Annotated in this window: 24 protein-coding genes; all 24 read left to right on the top strand. The window is 40.5% G+C overall.

Translation table 11 applies throughout. The annotated features are described in order from the left end of the window. Positions 1–249: 249 nt before the first annotated feature. The 24 genes from topA (at position 250) to fliY (ending at position 22,299) form a co-directional block, all read left to right on the top strand. Entirely contained in the window at positions 250–2,325 is a 2,076-nt protein-coding gene (gene topA / locus LQ188_RS16765) for a type I DNA topoisomerase (RefSeq protein ID WP_230177515.1), read from the top strand. A 404-nt stretch (positions 2,326–2,729) separates the two neighbouring features. Beyond that, a complete protein-coding gene (gene trmFO, locus LQ188_RS16760) occupies positions 2,730–4,037 on the top strand; it encodes an FADH(2)-oxidizing methylenetetrahydrofolate--tRNA-(uracil(54)-C(5))-methyltransferase TrmFO (protein ID WP_230177513.1) in 1,308 nt (435 codons plus the stop codon). 59 nt (positions 4,038–4,096) lie between these two features. After that, positions 4,097–4,999, top strand: coding sequence for a tyrosine recombinase XerC (gene xerC, locus LQ188_RS16755; RefSeq protein WP_048684877.1), 903 nt, complete (start codon positions 4,097–4,099; stop codon positions 4,997–4,999). Between the two features lie 20 nt (positions 5,000–5,019). Next, the gene (hslV, locus tag LQ188_RS16750) at positions 5,020–5,547 is read left to right on the top strand and encodes an HslVU peptidase proteolytic subunit (RefSeq protein WP_048684874.1); all 528 of its coding nucleotides are present in this window, start codon (positions 5,020–5,022) and stop codon (positions 5,545–5,547) included. A gap of 12 nt (positions 5,548–5,559) precedes the next feature. Next, a complete protein-coding gene (gene hslU, locus LQ188_RS16745; RefSeq protein ID WP_048684871.1) occupies positions 5,560–6,969 on the top strand; it encodes an HslU--HslV peptidase ATPase subunit in 1,410 nt (469 codons plus the stop codon). A 107-nt stretch (positions 6,970–7,076) separates the two neighbouring features. Further along, the gene (codY, locus tag LQ188_RS16740) at positions 7,077–7,856 is read left to right on the top strand and encodes a GTP-sensing pleiotropic transcriptional regulator CodY (RefSeq protein WP_057278408.1); all 780 of its coding nucleotides are present in this window, start codon (positions 7,077–7,079) and stop codon (positions 7,854–7,856) included. Positions 7,857–8,611: 755 nt separating this feature from the next. Further along, a complete protein-coding gene (flgB, locus tag LQ188_RS16735) occupies positions 8,612–9,007 on the top strand; it encodes a flagellar basal body rod protein FlgB (protein WP_230177511.1) in 396 nt (131 codons plus the stop codon). Further along, complete coding sequence (flgC, locus tag LQ188_RS16730) at positions 9,007–9,465, top strand: flagellar basal body rod protein FlgC (protein WP_230177509.1); 459 nt, start codon at positions 9,007–9,009, stop codon at positions 9,463–9,465. The genes flgB and flgC overlap by 1 nt, the downstream gene beginning before the upstream one ends. A gap of 23 nt (positions 9,466–9,488) precedes the next feature. Then, positions 9,489–9,797, top strand: coding sequence for a flagellar hook-basal body complex protein FliE (gene fliE / locus LQ188_RS16725; protein ID WP_230177508.1), 309 nt, complete (start codon positions 9,489–9,491; stop codon positions 9,795–9,797). 93 nt (positions 9,798–9,890) lie between these two features. Further along, positions 9,891–11,489, top strand: coding sequence for a flagellar basal-body MS-ring/collar protein FliF (fliF, locus tag LQ188_RS16720; protein WP_230177507.1), 1,599 nt, complete (start codon positions 9,891–9,893; stop codon positions 11,487–11,489). A gap of 13 nt (positions 11,490–11,502) precedes the next feature. Continuing rightward, positions 11,503–12,522, top strand: a complete 1,020-nt coding sequence (gene fliG / locus LQ188_RS16715) for a flagellar motor switch protein FliG (protein WP_230177506.1) — start codon at positions 11,503–11,505, stop codon at positions 12,520–12,522. Beyond that, a complete protein-coding gene (gene fliH / locus LQ188_RS16710) occupies positions 12,506–13,279 on the top strand; it encodes a flagellar assembly protein FliH (RefSeq protein WP_230177505.1) in 774 nt (257 codons plus the stop codon). Before fliG ends, fliH begins: the two co-directional genes overlap by 17 nt. Before the next feature lie 2 nt (positions 13,280–13,281). Continuing rightward, the gene (gene fliI, locus LQ188_RS16705; protein WP_230177504.1) at positions 13,282–14,601 is read left to right on the top strand and encodes a flagellar protein export ATPase FliI; all 1,320 of its coding nucleotides are present in this window, start codon (positions 13,282–13,284) and stop codon (positions 14,599–14,601) included. Positions 14,602–14,603: 2 nt separating this feature from the next. Next, positions 14,604–15,050: a flagellar export protein FliJ gene (gene fliJ / locus LQ188_RS16700; protein WP_230177503.1), complete on the top strand. Its 447-nt coding sequence runs from the start codon at positions 14,604–14,606 to the stop codon at positions 15,048–15,050. Between the two features lie 4 nt (positions 15,051–15,054). Beyond that, positions 15,055–15,672 (top strand): hypothetical protein, encoded by a 618-nt coding sequence (locus LQ188_RS16695; RefSeq protein WP_230177502.1) that lies wholly within the window; start codon positions 15,055–15,057, stop codon positions 15,670–15,672. A gap of 25 nt (positions 15,673–15,697) precedes the next feature. After that, positions 15,698–16,975, top strand: coding sequence for a flagellar hook-length control protein FliK (locus tag LQ188_RS16690; RefSeq protein WP_230177500.1), 1,278 nt, complete (start codon positions 15,698–15,700; stop codon positions 16,973–16,975). 8 nt (positions 16,976–16,983) lie between these two features. Beyond that, the gene (flgD, locus tag LQ188_RS16685; protein WP_101224649.1) at positions 16,984–17,619 is read left to right on the top strand and encodes a flagellar hook assembly protein FlgD; all 636 of its coding nucleotides are present in this window, start codon (positions 16,984–16,986) and stop codon (positions 17,617–17,619) included. Between the two features lie 11 nt (positions 17,620–17,630). Beyond that, the gene (locus LQ188_RS16680; protein ID WP_230177499.1) at positions 17,631–17,777 is read left to right on the top strand and encodes a hypothetical protein; all 147 of its coding nucleotides are present in this window, start codon (positions 17,631–17,633) and stop codon (positions 17,775–17,777) included. Positions 17,778–17,862: 85 nt separating this feature from the next. Beyond that, complete coding sequence (locus LQ188_RS16675) at positions 17,863–18,012, top strand: hypothetical protein (RefSeq protein WP_230177497.1); 150 nt, start codon at positions 17,863–17,865, stop codon at positions 18,010–18,012. A gap of 72 nt (positions 18,013–18,084) precedes the next feature. Then, positions 18,085–19,350 (top strand): flagellar hook protein FlgE, encoded by a 1,266-nt coding sequence (locus LQ188_RS16670; RefSeq protein ID WP_230177495.1) that lies wholly within the window; start codon positions 18,085–18,087, stop codon positions 19,348–19,350. 49 nt (positions 19,351–19,399) lie between these two features. Further along, the gene (locus LQ188_RS16665) at positions 19,400–19,615 is read left to right on the top strand and encodes a flagellar FlbD family protein (RefSeq protein WP_101224652.1); all 216 of its coding nucleotides are present in this window, start codon (positions 19,400–19,402) and stop codon (positions 19,613–19,615) included. Continuing rightward, positions 19,612–20,040: a flagellar basal body-associated protein FliL gene (gene fliL / locus LQ188_RS16660; RefSeq protein ID WP_101224653.1), complete on the top strand. Its 429-nt coding sequence runs from the start codon at positions 19,612–19,614 to the stop codon at positions 20,038–20,040. Before LQ188_RS16665 ends, fliL begins: the two co-directional genes overlap by 4 nt. A gap of 53 nt (positions 20,041–20,093) precedes the next feature. Beyond that, positions 20,094–21,092, top strand: a complete 999-nt coding sequence (gene fliM / locus LQ188_RS16655; RefSeq protein WP_230177493.1) for a flagellar motor switch protein FliM — start codon at positions 20,094–20,096, stop codon at positions 21,090–21,092. Next, positions 21,082–22,299: a flagellar motor switch phosphatase FliY gene (fliY, locus tag LQ188_RS16650; protein ID WP_230177492.1), complete on the top strand. Its 1,218-nt coding sequence runs from the start codon at positions 21,082–21,084 to the stop codon at positions 22,297–22,299. The genes fliM and fliY overlap by 11 nt, the downstream gene beginning before the upstream one ends. Positions 22,300–22,301 lie beyond the last annotated feature (2 nt).

Below are 22,301 nucleotides of genomic sequence, written 5' to 3'. Positions count from 1 at the left end.
TAGACGGAGAATCAAAAGGGAAAATAAAGAAAAAAAGGTGGTTTTTTAAAAGGATGGGTTGAATTATTAGACAAAAAGGTTGAAAATATTGTAAAACTGTTATAAGTTTTGCAAATGGCACCTCTTGTCAAAATACCTATAAATAAATGAATCAGCCTGCTTTGAAAAGTAAAGAGGTGTTGACAAATGAATTTTGAATGATTAATAATAGTGAAGATTTATATTACCTCTTTGAGGAGGATTTATTGGATGTCAGAATACTTAGTGATTGTGGAATCGCCGGCAAAGGCGAAAACAATAGAACGTTACTTGGGAAAAAAATATAAAGTAAAGGCTTCCATGGGGCATGTACGCGATTTGCCTAAAAGTCAAATGGGTGTCGATGTTGAACATGAATATGAACCTAAATATATAACTATCCGCGGCAAAGGCCCGGTTTTAAAAGAATTGAAAACCGCTGCAAAAAAAGCGAAAAAAATATATCTCGCGGCTGACCCCGACAGGGAAGGGGAAGCCATTGCCTGGCACTTGGCTCACAGTCTTGATGTTGACGTTAACTCAGATTGCCGCGTGGTTTTCAATGAGATCACGAAAGAGGCTATCAAAGAATCATTTAAATCACCGAGGCCAATAAATATGAAATTGGTTGATGCCCAGCAGGCAAGAAGGGTATTGGATCGTTTGGTCGGATACAATATAAGTCCGCTTTTGTGGAAAAAGGTGAAAAAAGGATTAAGCGCGGGACGGGTCCAATCGGTTGCTGTACGGATGATCATTGACCGGGAGAAGGAGATCAAAGATTTTATCCCTGAAGAGTATTGGACAATCAAGGCTGATTTTGTAAAAGGAAAAGAACAATTTGAAGGTTCCTTCTTCAGCATTGGCGGTGAGAAGAAGGAGTTGAATAACGAAGAGGACGTCAAAAAAGTGCTCGCTTCTTTAAATGGCGGCGAATTTACGATAGGAGCTGTAGCTAAAAAAGAAAGAAGGCGCAATCCAGCCGCTCCTTTTACGACTTCTTCCTTGCAACAGGAAGCGGCACGTAAATTGAATTTCCGTGCAAAGAAAACCATGATGCTTGCTCAGCAGCTTTATGAAGGAATCGAGCTTGGCAAGGAAGGCACAGTCGGGTTAATCACTTATATGAGAACCGATTCGACCCGGATTTCCGATGTTGCGAAAGAGGAAGTCCATACCTTCATCCAAAATAATTATGGTAAAGAGTATGTTCAGGTTGAACAGCGCAAAGAGAAAAAACAGACCAATGCCCAGGACGCCCATGAAGCGGTCAGGCCAACAAGCACATTACGTGAACCGGGTGTAGTCAAGGAGTTCTTATCCAGAGATCAATTCCGTCTTTATAAATTGATTTGGGAACGATTCGTTTCTAGTCAAATGTCTTCGGCGGTCATGGATACGATGAGCATCGACCTGCATAACGGGGATGTCATCTTCAGGGCAAATGGTTCAAAAATTAAATTCCCGGGTTTCATGAAGGTATATGTTGAAGGGTCCGATGACTCGGTGGAAGAAAAGGAAAATGCACTTCCGGATGTGAAAACAGGGGATCAATTCTTTTCAAAAGATATCGAGCCGAAGCAGCATTTCACACAGCCTCCGCCCCGATATACTGAAGCCCGTCTTGTCAAAACCCTAGAGGAACTGGGAATAGGCCGTCCTTCTACATATGCTCCTACCTTGGATACGATTCAAAAACGGGGCTATGTTACCTTGGATAATAAACGGTTCATCCCGACAGAGCTTGGTGAGATCGTTCTTGAATTGATACGCGAATTCTTCCCGGATATTCTTGATGCAGAGTTCACTGCCAAGATGGAACAGGAATTCGACAGCGTCGAGGAAGGCAGTATCGAATGGATAAAGGTCATCGATGAATTTTATAAGGAATTTGCAGTTCATTTGGCTAAAGCCGAAGTCGAGATGGAGAAAATTGAAATCAAAGATGAACCTGCAGGTGAAGATTGCGTGGAATGCGGACATGGGATGGTCTTTAAGATGGGGCGTTATGGAAAGTTCATGGCATGCAGTAATTTCCCGGATTGCCGTAACACAAAGCCAATCGTTAAAGAAATCGGTGTTAAATGTCCAAAATGTAAAGAAGGAAACATCATTGAAAGGAAAAGTAAAAAACGCCGCATATTTTACGGGTGTGATACCTATCCTGGATGTGACTTCATATCTTGGGATAAACCGCTGCCGCGGAGTTGTCCAAAATGTGAAGGTACACTTGTTGAGAAAAAACTCAAAAAAGGCGTCCAGGTACAGTGCATGGATTGTGATTTCAAAGAATTGCCCCAAGCATAGAAAAGACCGTGAAATCGTTTACTGTTCTAAATATAAATTGACTCGGCATCTGCCGAGTTTCTTTATGTTCAGGAAAGTATGATATCATGATAGTATGTGGACTTACTTCCAAGAAGAAAATGGATAAAGCTTGAAACTTTTTTATTTAAGCCATGTGATGTAAAATTCAGTGGACAAGTACATTCTTTTAAAGATATAATTCCTATTTGTGTCCGCTATCCTTTTTAGAAGAAATGGATTGCAGGAAGAATGCCGCTATCTGGCATATTCTTTAAATTATCTTTAGCAGGAATGAGTATTTCGGGTATAAATACATAGATATCGTTAAAAATGAAACTTTTATGAAAGCAGTTTTAATGATAAATGATCCTGTCTTATCATATCTATACATGGAGGTTCGAAAAATGAAAGAAACAAAAGTAAGTGTAATCGGTGCTGGGCTTGCTGGAAGTGAAGCGGCGTGGCAGTTAGCAAAAAGAGGAATTAAAGTCGATCTATATGAAATGCGCCCTGTAAAACAAACGCCAGCCCATCATACCGATAAATTCGCTGAACTTGTTTGTTCCAATTCACTTCGGGCAAATACGTTAACAAATGCAGTTGGTGTATTAAAAGAAGAAATGCGTATTCTGGATTCGGTCATCATGTCCGCAGCAGATGCTTGTGCTGTGCCGGCTGGCGGTGCTTTAGCTGTTGATCGTCATGAATTTGCCGGTCTTGTTACGGAAAGGGTCAAAAATCATCCAAATGTAACGGTCATCAATGAAGAAGTGACGGAAATTCCAGAAGGTCCTACCGTCATTGCAACCGGTCCGCTTACAAGTCAGTCACTATCTGACAGCTTAAAGCAAATCATGGATGAAGAATACTTGTACTTCTATGATGCTGCCGCACCAATTCTTGAAAAAGACAGCATCAACATGGATAAAGTATATTTGAAATCCCGCTATGATAAAGGTGAAGCAGCTTATCTGAACTGTCCGATGACGGAAGAAGAGTTTGACCGCTTTTATGAAGCCTTGATTGCTGCTGAAACAGTTCCACTTAAAGAATTCGAAAAAGAAATCTTTTTTGAAGGCTGCATGCCCATTGAAGTAATGGCCTCACGCGGGAAGAAAACGATGTTATTTGGTCCATTGAAGCCAGTTGGCTTAGAAGATCCAAAAACGGGAAAACGTCCTTTTGCTGTAGTTCAATTGCGTCAAGATGATGCGGCAGGAACACTTTATAATATTGTTGGTTTTCAGACACATTTGAAATGGGGGCCGCAAAAAGAAGTATTGCAGCTCATACCTGGATTGGAAAATGCGGAAATTGTCCGTTATGGAGTTATGCATCGAAACACTTTCATAAACTCACCTAATGTTTTGAAGCCTACGTACCAATTCAAGAATCGGGATGATTTATTCTTTGCCGGTCAGATGACTGGCGTCGAAGGATATGTAGAATCGGCTGCATCGGGCTTGGTTGCTGGTATCAATGCTGCTAGGATCGTCCAAGGATTGGATCCTATCATTTTCCCTGCAGAGACGACGATGGGCAGCATGGCAAGGTACATAACTTCGACGAATGGTAAGGGCTTCCAGCCGATGAATGCCAACTTTGGATTGCTTCCAGACCTTGAAGTGAGAATCAAATCCAAAAAAGAGCGGAATGAAACGCATGCTAAACGCGCTTTAGACACAATTCAGAACTTTGTGAAAAATTTGTAAAATATTTGCCTGCTGTTTTAAAGTATGATACTATTTATTAGCCTTTGCGAGGTGTTTCCATGATTAATCAAAAAAAGGCATTATCATCCTTCATCGAATATTTACAAATTGAAAAGAACAGTTCACATTACACCATTGAAAATTACAAACGTGATATTCACGAATTTTTTCTGTTCCTTAATGAACAGGGCATTGAGGACATCACGTCCGTTGAATATCTTGATGTCCGGTTATATTTAACGAATTTATATGAGAAAAAACTTTCTAAGCGCACTGTAGCAAGAAAAACTTCTTGTTTGCGGAGCCTTTATAAATTTTTACTACGTGAAGGTGATGTGAAGGATAATCCTTTTTCCCTTGCTTCTTTACCTAAAAAGGATCAAAGACTGCCACGTTTTCTCTATGAGAAGGAAATGGATCAGTTGTTTTCTTCTTTAAAGAAAGATTCACCGATAGGAATAAGGAACAATGCCTTACTGGAATTATTGTATGCTACAGGCATTCGCGTAAGTGAATGTTGTGATATTAAACTGCAGGATATCGATCTTTCCTTAGGGACGGTACTGATCCATGGAAAAGGAAAAAAGGATCGCTACGTTCCGGTTGGTAGATATGCACAGGAAGCGATAGATTTATACATACGTACAGCCAGGATGGAATTGACTTCGTCTGACGCCAAGGCGCATGTTTATTTATTTGTTAATTTTCGTGGAGACCCTCTGACACCTAGGGGAGTTCGCTATATATTGAATGAATTGATTAAAAAGTCAGCCGCAGATGGAAGTCTTCATCCCCATATGCTAAGGCATTCGTTTGCTACACACCTATTGAATAATGGGGCGGACATTCGCACGGTTCAGGAATTGCTTGGTCATTCAAAAATTTCATCAACGCAAGTGTATACGCATGTTACAAAAGACCAATTGAAAAAAGTCTACAATGCATCACATCCGCGGCCTTAAATGTTGAAAGGGGACACTTTATGACAACGATATTTGCAGTGCATCATAAAGGTGAATGTGCCATGTCCGGTGATGGGCAGGTTACTTTAGGAAATTCAGTAGTGATGAAGCATACAGCGAGGAAAGTAAGAAAAATCTTTAATGGTAATGTCCTTGCAGGTTTTGCAGGTTCCGTTGCAGATGCTTTCACTTTATTTGAGATGTTCGAAGCTAAACTTGAAGAGTATAATGGCAATCTTCAGCGCGCTGCCGTTGAAATGGCAAAGCAATGGAGAAGTGACAATGTATTGAGAAAGCTTGAAGCCATGCTAGTCGTGATGGATAAGAACCATTTACTGCTCGTTTCTGGCACCGGGGAAGTAATTGAACCGGATGACGGGATTCTCGCCATAGGATCTGGAGGGAATTATGCATTGGCTGCCGGCAGGGCATTAATGCGGTTTTCCAGCGACCACTTATCGGCAAAGGAAATCGCTCAATCATCTTTACAAATTGCAGCGGAAATTTGTGTATTTACAAATACGAATATAATCGTGGAAGAGTTGTAAGGAGGAGCGCAAATGTCAAAAAAAGCTAATTTAACACCGAGGCAAATCGTTGAAAAACTGGATCAGTATATCGTAGGGCAGCGTGAGGCAAAACGGGCAGTGGCAGTGGCTCTTCGGAATCGCTACCGACGTTCCCTTCTCTCGGATCAACTTCGTGACGAAGTCGTTCCGAAGAATATATTAATGATTGGACCGACAGGTGTTGGGAAAACAGAAATAGCTCGGAGAATGGCTAAATTGGTAGGTGCTCCTTTTGTAAAAGTTGAAGCAACGAAATTTACGGAAGTCGGGTATGTCGGCCGGGATGTAGAGTCCATGGTCCGTGACTTGGTGGAGACTTCCGTCCGCCTCGTGAAGGAAGAAAAGATGGCCAGTGTAAAGGAACGGGCAGAAGAAAATGCAAATCGCCGTTTAATAGAGCTATTAGTGCCATCCACTAAAAAACAGAGTAATTTCAAGAATCCTCTTGAAGTCTTTTTTGGAGGCAATAACAATCAAGACGAACAGGACCCGGAAGAAAATTCCGAAGATTTAAGTTTGCAGGAAAAAAGAAAAATCGTCGCTGAAAAGCTGGCTAATGGTGAGTTGGAAAGTGAAATGATAACGGTCGAAGTGGAAGAACAGGCTGCTTCGATGTTTGATATGCTCCAAGGTTCGGGAATGGAACAAATGGGGATGAACATGCAGGACGCTTTAGGAAGCTTGATGCCGAAAAAAAGCAAGAAGCGCAAATTGAAAGTAAGTGAAGCGAGAACCGTTTTAACAAATGAAGAAGCGGCAAAATTGATTGATATGGATGAGGTCACTTCCGATGCAGTATACGGGGCTGAGCAAAATGGGATTATCTTTATTGATGAAATAGACAAAATTGCAAGTAAGCAATCTGGAAGTTCATCAGCGGATGTATCAAGAGAGGGTGTCCAAAGGGATATCCTGCCAATTGTTGAAGGTTCGACAGTAGTGACTAAATATGGGTCAGTTAAAACGGATCATGTCCTATTTATTGCTGCAGGGGCCTTTCATATGGCTAAGCCATCCGACCTTATCCCTGAATTACAAGGTAGATTCCCGATTCGTGTTGAATTGAACAAACTGACTGTAGACGACTTTGTACGGATTCTTCATGAACCGGATAACGCCTTGTTAAAACAATATGTTGCTTTATTAGAAACTGAAGGTATAGAAATTGAATTTTCTGACGATGCTGTTCGTAAGATAGCTGAAGTGGCCTTCGAAGTAAATCAAAACACTGACAATATTGGTGCAAGAAGACTTCATACCATTTTGGAACGGTTGCTTGAAGACTTATCGTTTGAAGCTCCGGAAATAACGATGGAGAAGATTACAATTACCCCCCAATATGTCGAAGGTAAGCTTGGTTCTATCGCCCGGAACAAAGATTTAAGCCAGTTTATCCTTTAATTAAGAAACAATTTGGCAATGATTTGCCTACGCAATGAACATAAAATTACGGAAATACAACTTCATAGTTATTGTGAACCATGGTATTTTTAGGAGGAACAAATCAAATGAACTTATTAGCAAAAACAAGAAAAATCAATGCAATGCTCCAAAAAGCAGCAGGTAAAGCAGTTAACTTCAAGGAAATGGCTGAAAGTTTAAGTGAAGTTATCGAAGCGAATGTATTCGTCGTCAGCCGCCGCGGGAAATTACTTGGCATAGCGGTGAGCCAGCAAATTGAAAACGAACGCATGTACAAAATGTTGGAAGATAAACAATTCCCTGAAGAGTACACAAAAAACCTTTTCAATATTCCTGAAACCTCTTCGAACCTTGATATCGAAAGCGAATATACTGCTTTCCCAGTCGAAAATAAAGAGCTTTTCGCAACTGGATTAACAACGATCGTACCGATTATGGGTGGGGGAGAACGTTTAGGAACATTAGTACTTGCCCGATTACAAGAAAAATTTCACGATGATGATTTAATTTTGGCTGAATATGGTGCGACTGTAGTCGGCATGGAAATCCTGCGTGAAAAATCAGAAGAGATAGAAGAAGAAGCTCGTAGTAAAGCTGTCGTTCAAATGGCGATATCCTCGTTATCTTACAGTGAATTGGAAGCAATTGAGCACATCTTTGAGGAGCTTAAAGGTAATGAAGGTCTGCTTGTAGCATCCAAAATTGCAGACCGTGTCGGCATCACGCGTTCCGTTATCGTAAATGCACTAAGGAAACTGGAAAGTGCAGGAGTCATTGAATCACGCTCTCTTGGAATGAAAGGTACTTATATCAAAGTATTGAACGATAAATTCCTACTTGAATTAGAGAAGCTTAAAAATAATTAACATACTAAAAAGGCAGTCCTTAAAAAGGGCTGCCTTTTTTTGTGATATTTGGATCTGTTGCTGTTCTGGGACTAACAGGCAAACGCAGGTGAATGGCAGGTGTAGAAAGGAAAAAAGGTAATAAGGATTAAATGGAAATGTGAATATAGGCATGTTTTCTATTAGAAGCAGTAAAGATAGTTGAATATTTCTTGAAAGGGTAATTATATTATTATAACTGTCGATATGATGGAAATGAATGATGATGTACTTTTAGATTTTAAAAATACTATGGATAACGGGGTACAGTCAGTTGGGGATTTTGTCGAATGGATCGGTACGTTAAAAAAACCGCTTTTTTTCAAAAAAAGAAAAAATGCAGTAATCATTTATTTTTCTTAAGAATCCTTTATTTAAAAGGGTTAAATCAACTAAAATGAAAAAAAAAATTTAAAGTAAAATCGAAAAATAGTTCAAAAGTATCAGGTATATAGATTTGTTTTTCGATATGATATATAAGCTAATAGAAGTAAAATTTGGTTAATATGTAGAATATCATAATAAAATGTAATATAACGTCATATTAACCCTGTAATTTTACTAATAAAAACGACAAATTTGAGCAATTTATGACAATTTTCGACGATAATAGGTCTAAAGTCTATGTATTGTTTATGGACATAGTTATAATGTTTCTTTAAAATTAAAACGTAAATGCGCTGGGTTAATTTATTGATAAAGTAATTATTTGTTAATTATAGAAAGAGGTGATCGATGTGGAATTATTTTCGAATACTTTTCAATCGCTTGAAAATGCCCTTGATTATTCTAATGTCAAACAAAAAGTCATTTCACAGAACATAGCCAATTCGGATACGCCTAATTATAAAGCTAAAGAAGTCGACAAAACACAATCCTTTAAGGGAGAACTGGAATCTTCCCTGGAGTCATATCGTACCGATGAACGACATTTCACCTTCAAATCAGAGGGGAGTAATGCTTCTAACATCGTGACGCAGAAAAATGTCCGATATAACAATAATGGCAATAGCGTGGACGTTGATAAGGAAATGACTGATCTTGCTGCCAACCAGATTTATTATAATGCAGTAACCGACAGGCTTTCAGGTAAGTTTCAATCATTGCAGAATGTAATTAGAGGAGGTAAGTGATGGGAGTCTTCCAAAGTATAAACATGACCGGATCTAGCCTGACGAGTCAAAGGGTAAGGATGGATGTAATCTCAGCTAATATGGCTAATGCCGATACTGCCAGGGCGGAATATGACGCCGAATCAAAAACATGGAAGCCATATACAAGAAAATCAGTTGTGCTGCAAAGTAAGGAAAACGGTTTTTCGAGTTTCTTAAACGCGGCATCAGGAAAAACGAGCGAGGTAGGGAATGGAGTGAAGGTGACTGGAATAGTAAAAGATAAAACACCTTTTGAACTGGATTACAATCCTGAACATCCTGATGCCAATGAAGATGGTTATGTTGAAATGCCAAATGTCGACCCACTTCGGGAAATGGTTGATTTAATGAGTGTCACACGCTCATACGAAGCAAATGTGACAGTTTTAAATGCATCAAAGGGAATGATGATGAAAGCTTTGGAAATCGGGAAATGAAAGTTTGAAAGGGGATTGTTGATATGGAGGGGATTTCTCTTTCAGCAGTGAACAATGCAAGTAATGTTCTGAAAAAAGAGCAAAACAATACTAATACACCATACGAATCGCAGCAAGATTTTGCGTCGGTATTAAAAGAATCAATGAATAAAGTTAACGAAACACAAGTGGCATCTGATGATCTTACAACCAAATTGGTTAATGGGGAGAATGTTGAGCTTCATTCGGTGATGATAGCTTCACAAAAAGCCAGTGTTACCATGCAGGCTACATTAGAGGTTCGGAATAAGGTTGTGGAAGCCTACCAGGAAATGATGAGAATGAGTATATAGCATTCATTTTTTTACCTCATTATATAGAGAAAAATGACCAGGGGGAAAAGAAGTCCCCCAATCATAAATTCATAGACTGACCGGGGGATTTAAATGAATGAAGTACTAGTGAACTATAAAAACAAAATAACTGCTTACTGGACGAGCCGCAGTAAAAAACAAAAATTCATGATGATTGGTTCAGCGGCATTAATTATCATCATCATTACGGCAGTTTCAATTTTAACCACGCGTACGACGCTGGTGCCCTTATATTCCAACTTAACTCCTTCGGAAACGGGGAGCATTAAAGAAAATTTAGACAGTCAAGGGATTATGAATGAAGTTTCTGAAAATGGGACGACCATAAAAGTTCCAGAAGAAAAACTGGATTCACTTAAAGTGGAACTGGCAGCTGAAGGAATTCCGGAATCAGGCAGTATCGACTATTCCTTTTTTAGTCAAAGTGCCGGTATCGGAATGACTGAAAATGAATTCAATGTCATTAAACTGGACTCGATGCAAACGGAATTGGCAAGTTTAATAAAAAAGATTGATGGAGTAGAAGATGCCAGTGTTATGATCACCCTTCCTGATAAAGGAGTTTTTGTCAGTGATTCAGCTGGGGAAGCGTCAGCATCCATTGTATTGAATACGAACCCCGGTTATAAATTTGAAGAAAGTCAAATCAATTCCCTTTATCATCTGGTCTCAAAAAGTGTTCCGAATCTCCCTACAGATAATATCGTCATTATGAACCAAGAGTTTGAGTACTTCGATTATGAAAATGAAAATTCTTCTTTCGCATCCGCATTTGCTACCCAAAACGAAATAAAAAAAGAAATAGAACGCGATATTCAAAGACAGGTACAAAATATGCTTGGAACGATAATGGGGAGAGACAAGGTGGTTGTTTCAGTCACGACAGACATTGATTTCACTCAAGAAAATCGGGAAGAGAATTTAGTGGAACCGGTCGATGAAGAAAATATGGCTGGAATTGAGATTTCTGCGCAAAGGATCAATGAATCGTATAGCGGGGACGCAGCAGGTGCAGGAGGCGTTCCGCAAAGTGAGGATTCCTCAGATTCATTGGGATCGAGTTACATTGAAGGCACAAACGGATCCGGTGAGTATGAAAAAGTGGATGAAACGATAAATAGTGAAGTGAATCGAATCAAGAAAGAAATAGTCGAAAGCCCATATAAAGTCAAAGATTTAGGTATTCAGGTCATGGTCGAACCGCCCACTGCTGACGATCCAAATTCTTTATCTCAACAGAGTATGGATGATATTACACAAATCCTTGGTACGATAATCCGCACGACAATCGAGAAAAAAGCTGAAGGGGAAGAGCTGACGGACGAGGAGCTTAATAATAAAATTGCGATTTCCGTTCAGCCGTTTAATGGAAAAATGAAGTTGCAAAAAGATGAAACGAAACCTTCGTTACCAATATGGGCATACATAGTCGGTGGAGTGCTAATACTTGCCATTATCATTCTCTTAATCTTATTCCTCCGTTCCCGAAAGCAAGCTGAAATGGAAGAGGAGTACGTGGTTGAAGAGGAAGAAGTCGTATTCGATGTTCCGGATCTGAACAAAGAGAAGGAAACAGAAGCATCTTTAAAAAGAAAACAACTGGAGAAGCTGGCAAAAGAAAAGCCGGATGAATTTGCAAAATTATTAAGAAGCTGGATAGCAGAAGACTAGGAGGCTTAAGAAAATGACAGATAGAAAAAAAAAAGCCGGATTGACTGGCAAACAGAAAGCTGCCATCCTCCTTATTTCCTTAGGCCCGGATGTTTCTGCGTCCGTTTATAAGCATCTTTCCGAAGAGGAAATTGAGAGATTGACACTTGAAATTTCGGGAGTGAGGAAAGTGGACTCCCGAGATAAAGAGGAAATTCTGGAAGAATTCCATAATATTGCTTTAGCACAGGATTACATCTCCCAGGGAGGGATAGGATATGCCAAACAGGTACTTGAAAAGGCATTAGGGACTGACCAGGCAACCGCCATCATTAACCGTTTAACATCTTCCTTGCAGGTTCGTCCATTCGACTTTGCTCGAAAGGCAGATCCTGGACAGATCTTGAATTTCATTCAGAACGAGCATCCGCAGACCATTGCATTAATCTTGTCCTATCTTGATCCCACACAGGCTGGACAAATATTGTCTGAGCTTCCGCAAGAGGTGCAGGCCGATATTGCAAGAAGGATTGCTTTAATGGATAGCACTTCTCCGGAAATCATCAATGAAGTGGAGCAAATACTCGAAAGAAAACTTTCAGCGACTGTAACCCAAGATTATACACAGACTGGTGGAGTGGAAGCCGTTGTAGATGTGTTGAATGGTGTTGATCGCTCAACGGAAAGAACGATCTTGGATGCACTTGAAATCCAAGATCCGGAGCTTGCTGAGGAAATAAAGAAACGAATGTTTGTTTTTGAGGATATCGTGACCCTTGATGGCAGAGCGATTCAGCGTGTTGTCAGGGAATCCGATAACGAAGATCTTAAGCTATCGCTTAAAGTGGCTAGTGATGAAGTGAAGGAAATTGTTTTCCGAAACATGTCAAAACGTATGGTTGAAACGTTCCAGGAAGAAATGGAATATATGGGGCCGGTACGTTTGCGTGATGTAGAAGAAGCGCAATCAAGAATTGTTGCCGTCATTCGCCGACTGGAGGAAACTGGAGACATCGTGATTGCCCGCGGCGGAGGGGATGATATCATTGTCTAGGATTATCAAATCCCAGCAGGCTAACCAGGAGAAAAGCAAAAAGATAGCGATAAAAGTTCGCCCTTTTGACTTTCTTCAAAATGATGATGCAGATGAGCGAAAAAAACTTCATTATATTCAATCTGATGAATTTCTCAAAGATGCCAAACAGGAAGCGGAAACGTTATTGCTCGATGCTAAGCAAAAAGCCCAAGCGATTGCTGCTGAAATCCAGCAAGACCGAGAACAATGGGAGAATCAAGAAAAAGCAATGGTTATCGAACAAGCTCAAAAAGAAGGGTATCAGCAGGGAGTCGAAGATGGGATCCAAAAGGGTTATAGCGAGATTGCCGCGGAAATAGCTTTCGCAAAAGAAGTGGTGGAGTCCTCTAAAAAAGATTATCGGCACCATATCGAATCATCTGAAACCGTTATTTTAAATCTTGCCCTGAAGGTGGCAGAGAAAATTATCGGGCAACAGCTTGAAAGAGATGAAGAGTCTTTTTTATCCATAGTCAAAAGAGCCATCAAAGAAGTGAGGGATTGCCGTGAAGTGCAATTGCATATCCATCCGATCCGATATCAATCGATTCTTTCTCATAAAGATGAGTTGATGGCAATCTTTCCGAAAGATACTGAGCTGTATATCTTTCCGGATGATGAGCTTGAAGAAAGCAGCTGTATCATCGAATCCGATAACGGAAGGATGGATGCGAGTGTCGACAGTCAGCTGCATGAAATAAAAGTGAAACTAACTGAATTGCTGGAAGGGGAATAAAGATGAAAACTAGAGACCTATTGCCCTTGGTTGATGAAGTTGATCCATTCAAACATTATGGACGGGTCAAACGTGTCGTGGGGTTAATGATAGAATCTCAAGGCCCTGAAAGCTCTGTAGGTGATGTTTGTTATATCCATACAGGCATACAAAAAAAGAAAAATCGAATCTTAGCCGAAGTGGTCGGTTTCCGTGATGAAATGGTTATTTTAATGCCATTTACAGCAGTTAGTGATATTGCTCCGGGCTGTATCGTGGAAGGGAGCGGACGGAGCCTTGAGATAAAGGCCGGAAGCGGGCTCATTGGCAAAGTAGTCGATCCATTGGGACATCCCATTGATGACTCACTCCTTCCAAAAGGTCTGGCGACAATTTCTGTGGATCAAGATCCGCCGAATCCGATGAAACGACCTCCCATTAATGAACCGATAGATGTAGGAGTCCGGGTGATTGATAGTTTATTAACAGTTGGTAAAGGACAGCGTGTTGGTATCTTTGCAGGAAGCGGCGTCGGGAAAAGCACGTTGCTTGGTATGGTAGCAAGGAATACGACGGCTGACTTAAACGTAATCGGTCTTATTGGAGAACGTGGCCGTGAAGTTCGTGAATTCATTGAGAAAGATCTTGGACCGGAAGGACTGGCACGATCAATCGTTGTAGTGGCGACATCTGATCAGCCAGCGTTGATGAGGATAAAGGGTGCTTTGACGGCAACTGCCATCGCGGAATATTTTCGTGATAAGGGATTGAATGTGATGCTGATGATGGATTCGGTCACGAGGGTTGCGATGGCCCAGAGGGAAATTGGACTTGCCATCGGGGAACCGCCGACGACAAAAGGGTATACCCCCTCCGTTTTCGCCATCCTGCCAAGGTTACTCGAAAGAACGGGTACAAATCAGCTCGGTACCATTACAGCTTTTTATACGGTACTCGTCGACGGTGATGATATGAATGAACCGATTGCTGATGCTGTCAGGGGAATTTTGGATGGTCACTTCATACTGGACCGAAATTTAGCCAATAAAGGACAGTTTCCAGCGCTCAATGTATTAAAGAGCATTAGTCGTGTAATGAATAATATAGTTGGTGACAAGCATAAAAACGCCGCGGAAAAATTACGGGCAAGTTTATCAACCTATATGGAGTCGGAAGATTTGATTAATATAGGAGCTTATAAGAAGGGTTCTTCCAAACAAATTGATAACTCGATTACACGCTATCCGGAAATCATTTCATTTTTGAAGCAAGGAACCCATGAAAAAGCTACCAAAGATAATAGTATCAATGCCCTTGTCGAATTGATGGAGAAAGGTGATTAATAATGATTTATCAATATAAATTCGAGAAGATCCTGACCATCAAAGAAAAAGAAAAAAACGATGCACTAGCTAAATATAATGCTGCTTTAAAAAAATTTGAAGAAGTGGCAGAAAAGTTATATAAGCTTTTAAAGAAAAAGGAAGAGTTGCTTGAGTTTCAACAGGAAAAGCTGCGAAATGGATTATCCATACAGGAAATTCGTCATCATCAGTTATTTATGGACAACTTGGAAAAACTCTTAAACCACTGTCAACAGGAAGTCATTGAAGCGCGATACAAGATGAATATTCAACGGGATATATTAATGGAAAGAAATATCGAGGTTAAAAAGTACGAGAAAATGAAAGAAAATGATTTTCTTAAATTCCTCGATGTCATTAAGGAAGCTGAGAACAAACAAATGGATGAAATATCAATCCGGCAATTCTTAAGCAAAGGCGTAAGGTGATGGAATGCGTAAAAAAAGTGAATCCAATGGATTGGAAGAATTGGAAGAAAGCAAGATAAGTAAGTTTCAATGGTTTCTTGTCATCTTCATTCCATTAATCTTTGCGGTAACTGTAGCGTTGATCGTTTTTACAGTTGCAGGGGTGAATGTAATGGAAAAGGCAAAGGATATGTCTGCGAAAATACCCTTCATTGAATCGGATCAAAAGGATGAAGAGAAAGATAAACCAGCCAAGAGTGATGAGAAAGATTCCATGAAGATCGAAAAATTAGAAACCGAGATTGAAAACAAGGAAAAAGAGATGGACAAGCTTGAGAGCATCATCGATACACGCGACAAGGCCATTGAAAAGGCAGAAGCAGAAAAACAGCAGCTTCAAACAGAAATGAATCAACTTAAAGATAGTCAGAATAATAGTAAACAAGCGTTCAAGGATATAATTCGTACTTATGAAACCATGGCTCCGAAGAAGGCTGCACCTATCATTACCGAAATGAATGATGAAGATGCATTGGAGATTCTCTCAAGTATGAAAGCAGCCACTTTAGCTAAGGTTTTGGAGCAAATGACAACGGCTGATGCTGCAAGGTTAACGAAGAAACTAACGGAACAAAGTCCTTAAGTGGAAAGAGTTAGGAGGTGAATATATGAATTCTGCCATTAATTCTTTACTTCCCTTGGCATCATTAAGTCTAAAGGTACCAATTAAGCCAAATCAGCAAACTAATTCAGGGTTTGGATCAGTCCTTCAATCAGCGATAGTGGCAGAACCTCCCATTCCATCGGATATAGGCGGCAACCCTGAAGGACGAATGTCTGAAATAAACGATTTGCTTGGTTTTTTGAAGCTTGAAAGGTTAAGTGATACAGGGGAAGAGAGTCCAGCCGTTGACCCTTCAGTAAACAAACAAGACAGCAACCTTATTTTACAGGCCCTAAAAAATATAGTTGGAAATGATGAGGGTGCGCTGGATGATTTCTTTGCGAGCATCGAGGAACTGGATTTAGAACAAGAAGGTGATGACTTCAGCCTGAATCCACAAAGTTTGTTATCAGCCAATGTGATGGAACTGTATACCACCCTGAAAAAAATTACTTTATTGAGCGAAGAAGAATGGCATGACCTACCATTATCTGGTGTGGTGAATCTCTTGAAATTGGTGAAAGTTCAAGATCTTCTCTCGGAGAATAAGCACATGACACAAGATGAAGCGGCCATGCAGAAACAAATGAAACACCTGCTTGAAGGGTCCATTCAACCAAAATCAAAAACAGAACCTGACCAATCCAACACTTTGGAGACAGGGCAAACTAAAGCAATAGAAACATTTAAAAGCGCATTCCCTCATTCATCTGGGAGTGACAAGGTAAATAAAGACGGAGCAGTCGCTAGCAGTGTGACTTTGCAAAGCCTGGATAGCGGTAAACATCAAGGGTCTGGTATGCCTTTTTTCATGACAAAGCTGGAGCAATTCGTCTTGGCAGCTCCCAAAGTTGAGCAAACTGCCAGTCAAGGAGAGTTCGTTAAGCTATTTGAAAATATTCTAAGTAAGGCGAACTTTAGCGTAATTAACGGTGTAAATAAACTGTTGATCAGATTGAATCCTGAACATTTAGGGTCCCTAAGAATCGAGCTGATTCAAAAGGATGGTATGCTTTCAGCCAAGATTCTAGCTACTACTGCACAGGCCAAAGATATGCTGGAGAATCAGATTCATGGTTTAAAACAAGCGTTTAGCGGACAAAACATTCAAATTGAAAGAATTGAAATATCACAGACCTTCAATGCTTTTTCTGAGAAATTCAGCCAGAAAGATGCGGATGAACATAATGAACAACAGGAGAGTAAGGAAGAAAGCAATGATGAGACGGAAAGCGAATTTACGGGATCCCTTGCCGATGCTTTGTTAAATCTGGAAGTGTAGGTGAAAAAATGACGACCATCGATACGTCACTATTATTATCAAAATCTCAAACTGAAAACAGAAAAACCGGGGATGCATTGGGAAAAGATGATTTCTTGAAATTGCTGCTTACCCAGCTTCAAAACCAAGATCCGTCAAGCCCGATGGACAATACGGAATTCATCGCCCAAATGGCCACTTTTTCTTCTCTGGAACAGATGATGAATATGGGAGCCCAAATGGAAGAAATAATCGGGATCAATCAACAAAATAGTTTAATGAACTATAACTCTTTTGTCGGAAAGGAAGTCACTTGGCATAAACTGGATGAAGGCGATGATGACCTTGCGATAGAAGAAGGAACAGGCATGGTTAAATCGATCCAATATAAGGGTGATGGCGTTTATTTTCTTTTAGAAGATGGCACAAAGCTTGAACCCGCAAATATCTCGGCAATGAAACAAACAAGTTCCACGTCGAATAGCTTGACGGCGGCAAGTGAATTAATAGGCAAGCGCGTTTCCTGGATGGATGAAAAAAATGGAGAGACATCAGCTGTAGTAATCTCGGTATCCATGAGTAATGGCAAACTGCAAATTGAAGTGGATGATGAAAACAAAACCAAGTTATCATCAGAGCAATTGATAAAAATCGCTGAAGCTTAAGGGGCGGGAATATGAATAAACTTGGCTTTCAAGCAAATTCCTCTCAGCTGATGCCAAAAAGAAAATTGCCGTTAAGGCAAAGGCGGATGATCCAGCAAGGCTTCCAACAGCATTTTCAAGCTGCTGTCTGCACAAAATCAAAAATTGACCATCAGTAAACATGCTCAATTTCGGATGAGTCAAAGGAGAAATAGCTTCATAAACCTGGGACAAATAGCTCTTAAAGCCAATGAGGCCAAAAAAATGGGTGTAAACGAATCTCTTATCATTACAAAGAATGCGGCACTGATAGTAAGCCCGAAAAACAATATGGTCATCACAGTCATGAACAGGGAAGAAGCAACATCACAAATTTTCACGAACATCAACGGAACCATAATTTTAGATAAATAGGCTGGACCTGAAAGAGGAAGCCTGGACTGTGGAATGACGGAAGCAGTCTATATATGAAAGGGGAGCTTTACCATGCTTCGTTCAATGTATTCGGGAATAAGCGGATTAAAAAACTTACAAACAAAATTGGATGTTATCGGTAATAACGTCGCCAATGTCAATACATATGGTTTCAAAAAAAGCCGTGTGACATTCAGTGATGCAATGAACCAAACGGTATCTGGTGCAAGTGCAGCAACAGCCAATAAAGGAGGAACCAATTCTAAACAAATTGGATTGGGCTCCACGATTGCTACAATCGATACGATCCATACACAGTCAAGCCTGCAAACCACCGGCCGCGATCTTGATTTAGGAATATCCGGTGATGGCTATTTCGTCGTCAAGCAAGGCGATTCTCTTTCATATACACGCGCAGGAAACTTTTACCTGGATGATAATGGTACCCTTGTCAACGCGAATGGTTTGAAAGTGCAGGCTTACAAGGTTGATGAAAACGGGAAACGATCAAAAACGATTGGCGATGTTGCTGTTAACGTCAATGCGATTTTACCTTCCATTACCACCACTAAAATATCAGTAAGTGGAAATCTAGCTGCTGACGCAATTGATGGTACCGTATTTAGCCAGCAAATGAAAGTTGTGGATGACAAGGGTAAAGAACAAACGGCAACTATCTTTTTCCAAAAAAACGGTGATGATAAATGGGAGGTTTTTGATGAAGAACCTGCTCCTTTGGGGGATACATCAGCAACTAAACCAAAACCGTTCACTACGGTAAATTTCGACGCTAATGGTCAGATAGTGGCAGCAGATAAAACCCAGGCAGGTCAAACCATAAACATTTCAAGCGGCAAAGAGGATGACTCGGATACTGCAGTCGATGAAAGCGTACAAAAAGTTAATTTGGATTTTGATTTCTCGAATCTTACTCAAGTTAAAGGTTCCACCACTGCTCTTGTAAATCCGAATGGTAATAAAGAAGGTAAACTGGAAAGTTTTAATATTGGTTCATCAGGGGAAATAAATGGCGTTTATTCCAACGGTCTGATCACTACCTTAGGCCAACTTGCCGTCGCCAAGTTTTCCAATGCATCTGGCTTGACGAAAACCGGTGGCAATACTTTTCAGGAATCAATAAATTCAGGTACTGCAAATATCAATATCGCAGGTGAGGGGCGCGGTGTGATTGCATCAGGTTCTTTGGAAATGTCCAATGTGGATTTATCCGAAGAGTTTACTGAAATGATCGTTGCTCAACGTGGTTTCCAGTCAAATTCGAGGATCATCACGACGTCGGATGAAATTCTACAGGAATTGGTTAACTTAAAACGCTAGGTTAAGGGAGGGAGGAGCCAGGTGCTTTTTGCCCTAGCTCCTAAATATCATTATCAAAGTCACAAGGCTAAATGGAAAATGCTTTTATATCAATGCATTGTACATAGACACAGTCGAGTCATTGCCAGATACGACCATTACCTTTACAAATGGTAAGAAAATCGTTGTGCTAGAGAAGGAAGAGGAACTGGTTGAAGGTATTATACAATTTTATCGTACTGTTAATATTCTCGGTTTTCGTAAGGATGTGGAGGAAAGTTCATGAAAAAAAATCTATTGACCATTATGTTGATTATACTCGTGGCTATAACGCTTGTTGGTGTCATAGCGGTCGTAGTTGTGACAAAGTTATCTGAGCCCACATCTGCCGAAGATAAACCTAGCATTGACGAAATTATCAAATCATCAGTTGAGATTCCTGAAATTACTACGAATCTTGCCGGCAATGATTATATCAAAATCTCATTTACGGTCCAAACAGAAAATAAAAAAGCAAAAGAAGAGTTGGAAAAAAGAAATTTTCAAGTGAAAAATATCATCATTACCGAACTATCAGAAATGAAAGCGGAAGAGTTAACCGGTAAAAAAGGCAAGGAAAAGCTTCAAGAAGCGTTAAAGACTAGAATGAATGAATTAATGGAAGAAGGAAAAGTTGAAAAGGTTTATATAACCTCCTCGATTCTGCAATAAGAACATCCTTGCTTCATTAAATTAAGAAGGAGAAGCTTTGGAGGTGAGTGTTAATGTCCGGGGAAATATTATCGCAAAATGAAATCGATGCTTTGTTATCGGCCATTTCCACAGGTGAAATGGATGCAGATGATTTAAAAAAAGAAGAAGTAGAAAAAAGAGTGAAAGTATACGACTTTAAAAGGGCGCTTCGGTTTTCTAAGGATCAAATCCGGAGTTTGACCAGGATACACGAGAACTTTGCAAGGCTGCTGACCACATACTTTTCTGCTCAGCTTAGAACATATGTCCAAATATCCGTTGCTTCGGCAGATCAAATACCTTACGAAGAGTTTATCCGATCGATTCCTAAAATGACCATCATGAATGTTTTTGAGGTGCCGCCCTTGGATGGCCGGATCATTCTTGAGGTCAACCCGAATATCGCTTATTCCATGATGGATCGCGTTTTGGGCGGGCGGGGCATAAGCGAGAATAAGGTGGATAGTTTAACGGAAATAGAAACGAAGATCATGTCGAATTTATTCGAGAAAGCTTTTGAAAATTTACAGGAGGCTTGGGGAACGATTGTTGAAATCGAGCCAGTGATGACAGAGTTCGAGGTGAATCCACAATTTTTACAACTGGTTTCACCCAACGATACTGTTGTGGTCATTTCCTTGAATACACAAATCGGCGAAACGAGTGGAATGATTAATGTTTGCATTCCTCACGTCGTATTGGAACCGATCATACCAAAGTTATCCGCTCATTATTGGATGGAAAATTCCCAAAAGGAAAAAATCCCGGAGGAAATCATGATTTTGGAAAAGTGTATCCGAAACGCAGATCTTCCCATTATTTCCGAACTTGGTTCCACGGACATCACCATCGAGGATTTTTTGCTGCTTGATGTTGGCGATGTCATCGATTTAAATAAGGCAATCGATGAACCTTTGACGATTACCATTGGAGGGATTCCAAAATACAGCGGGCAGCCAGGAAAAGTAGGAAAAAAACATGCTATCCAGATTCTTGATATTTTGAAAGGGGGAGACGAGGATGGTAAGTGATGGAATGCTTTCGCAAGACGAGATAGATGCCCTTTTAAAAGGTACAAGTGATATAGAAGATGAGGTGTTCCCTCTCTCGATTGACGATTATTTATCGATGATGGAACTCGACGCCCTCGGTGAAATCGGTAATATCTCCTTCGGAAGTTCGGCCACTGCCCTATCCACTTTGTTGAATCAGAAAGTGGATATCACCACTCCGACGGTTACATTGATTGAAAGGGGACAGATCGCGGAAGAATTCCCGCATCCGTATGTAGCGATACAAGTGCAATATACTGAAGGTTTTTCAGGTATAAATATGCTGGTCATCAAGCAGAGCGATGCTGCTATCATTGCGGATTTGATGCTTGGGGGAGATGGGGAGAATCCTTCAGACCTGCTTGGGGAAATTCAATTGAGTGCTGTTCAGGAAGCCATGAACCAAATGATGGGTTCTGCTGCGACTTCCATGTCGACCATTTTCAGTAAAAAAGTGGATATTTCTCCACCTAGCATAGATTTACTTAACTTTTTAAATGGTGAAGGTGAAAATGCGATACCGGACGAGGATTTATTTGCAAAAATCTCATTCCGTCTCCGTGTCGGCAGCTTAATTGATTCCAGTATCATGCAATTGCTGCCGTTAGAGTTTGCTAAAGGGTTAGTTTCCGAATTATTAAATGGAACGGGCGAAAGCGATCCTACCGAGATGAAAACGCAAAAAGTACTAAGTGAACCAGTAACAAACATTCCAACTCAGGAGCGGGCACCATTACAGGACAGCCGGTCTGATCGATCGGCAAAAGAAACTTATGGACAAGGCGATCACCAAACCCAACCTATGAACCAAATACCGAATGTACCACAACATTTTGGTGTTTCATCCGTACCAACAGGACAGCCGGTAAATGTTCAGCCTGCCAGTTTCACCAGTTTTCAGCCTTATCAGCTTCAGGAGTCTGAAACGAAAAATCTCAGCATGCTGATGGATATCCCTTTGCAGGTAACTGTGGAGCTTGGAAGAACGAAACGCTCCGTCAAGGATATTTTGGAGCTGTCCTCCGGATCGATCATCGAATTGGATAAATTAGCGGGAGAGCCAGTGGATATCCTGGTAAACAGCCGCTTGATAGCAAAAGGCGAGGTAGTGGTTATTGATGAAAACTTTGGAGTGCGTGTTACGGATATCATGAGTCAGAGTGACCGATTAAATAAAATAAGATAATT

The sequence above is a fragment of the Peribacillus sp. Bi134 genome (genome assembly GCF_918698065.1).
Classification (GTDB): Bacteria; Bacillota; Bacilli; order Bacillales; family DSM-1321; genus Peribacillus.
Note: the sequence above shows the minus strand (reverse complement) of the source record. Positions and strands in the feature narration are given on the sequence as shown.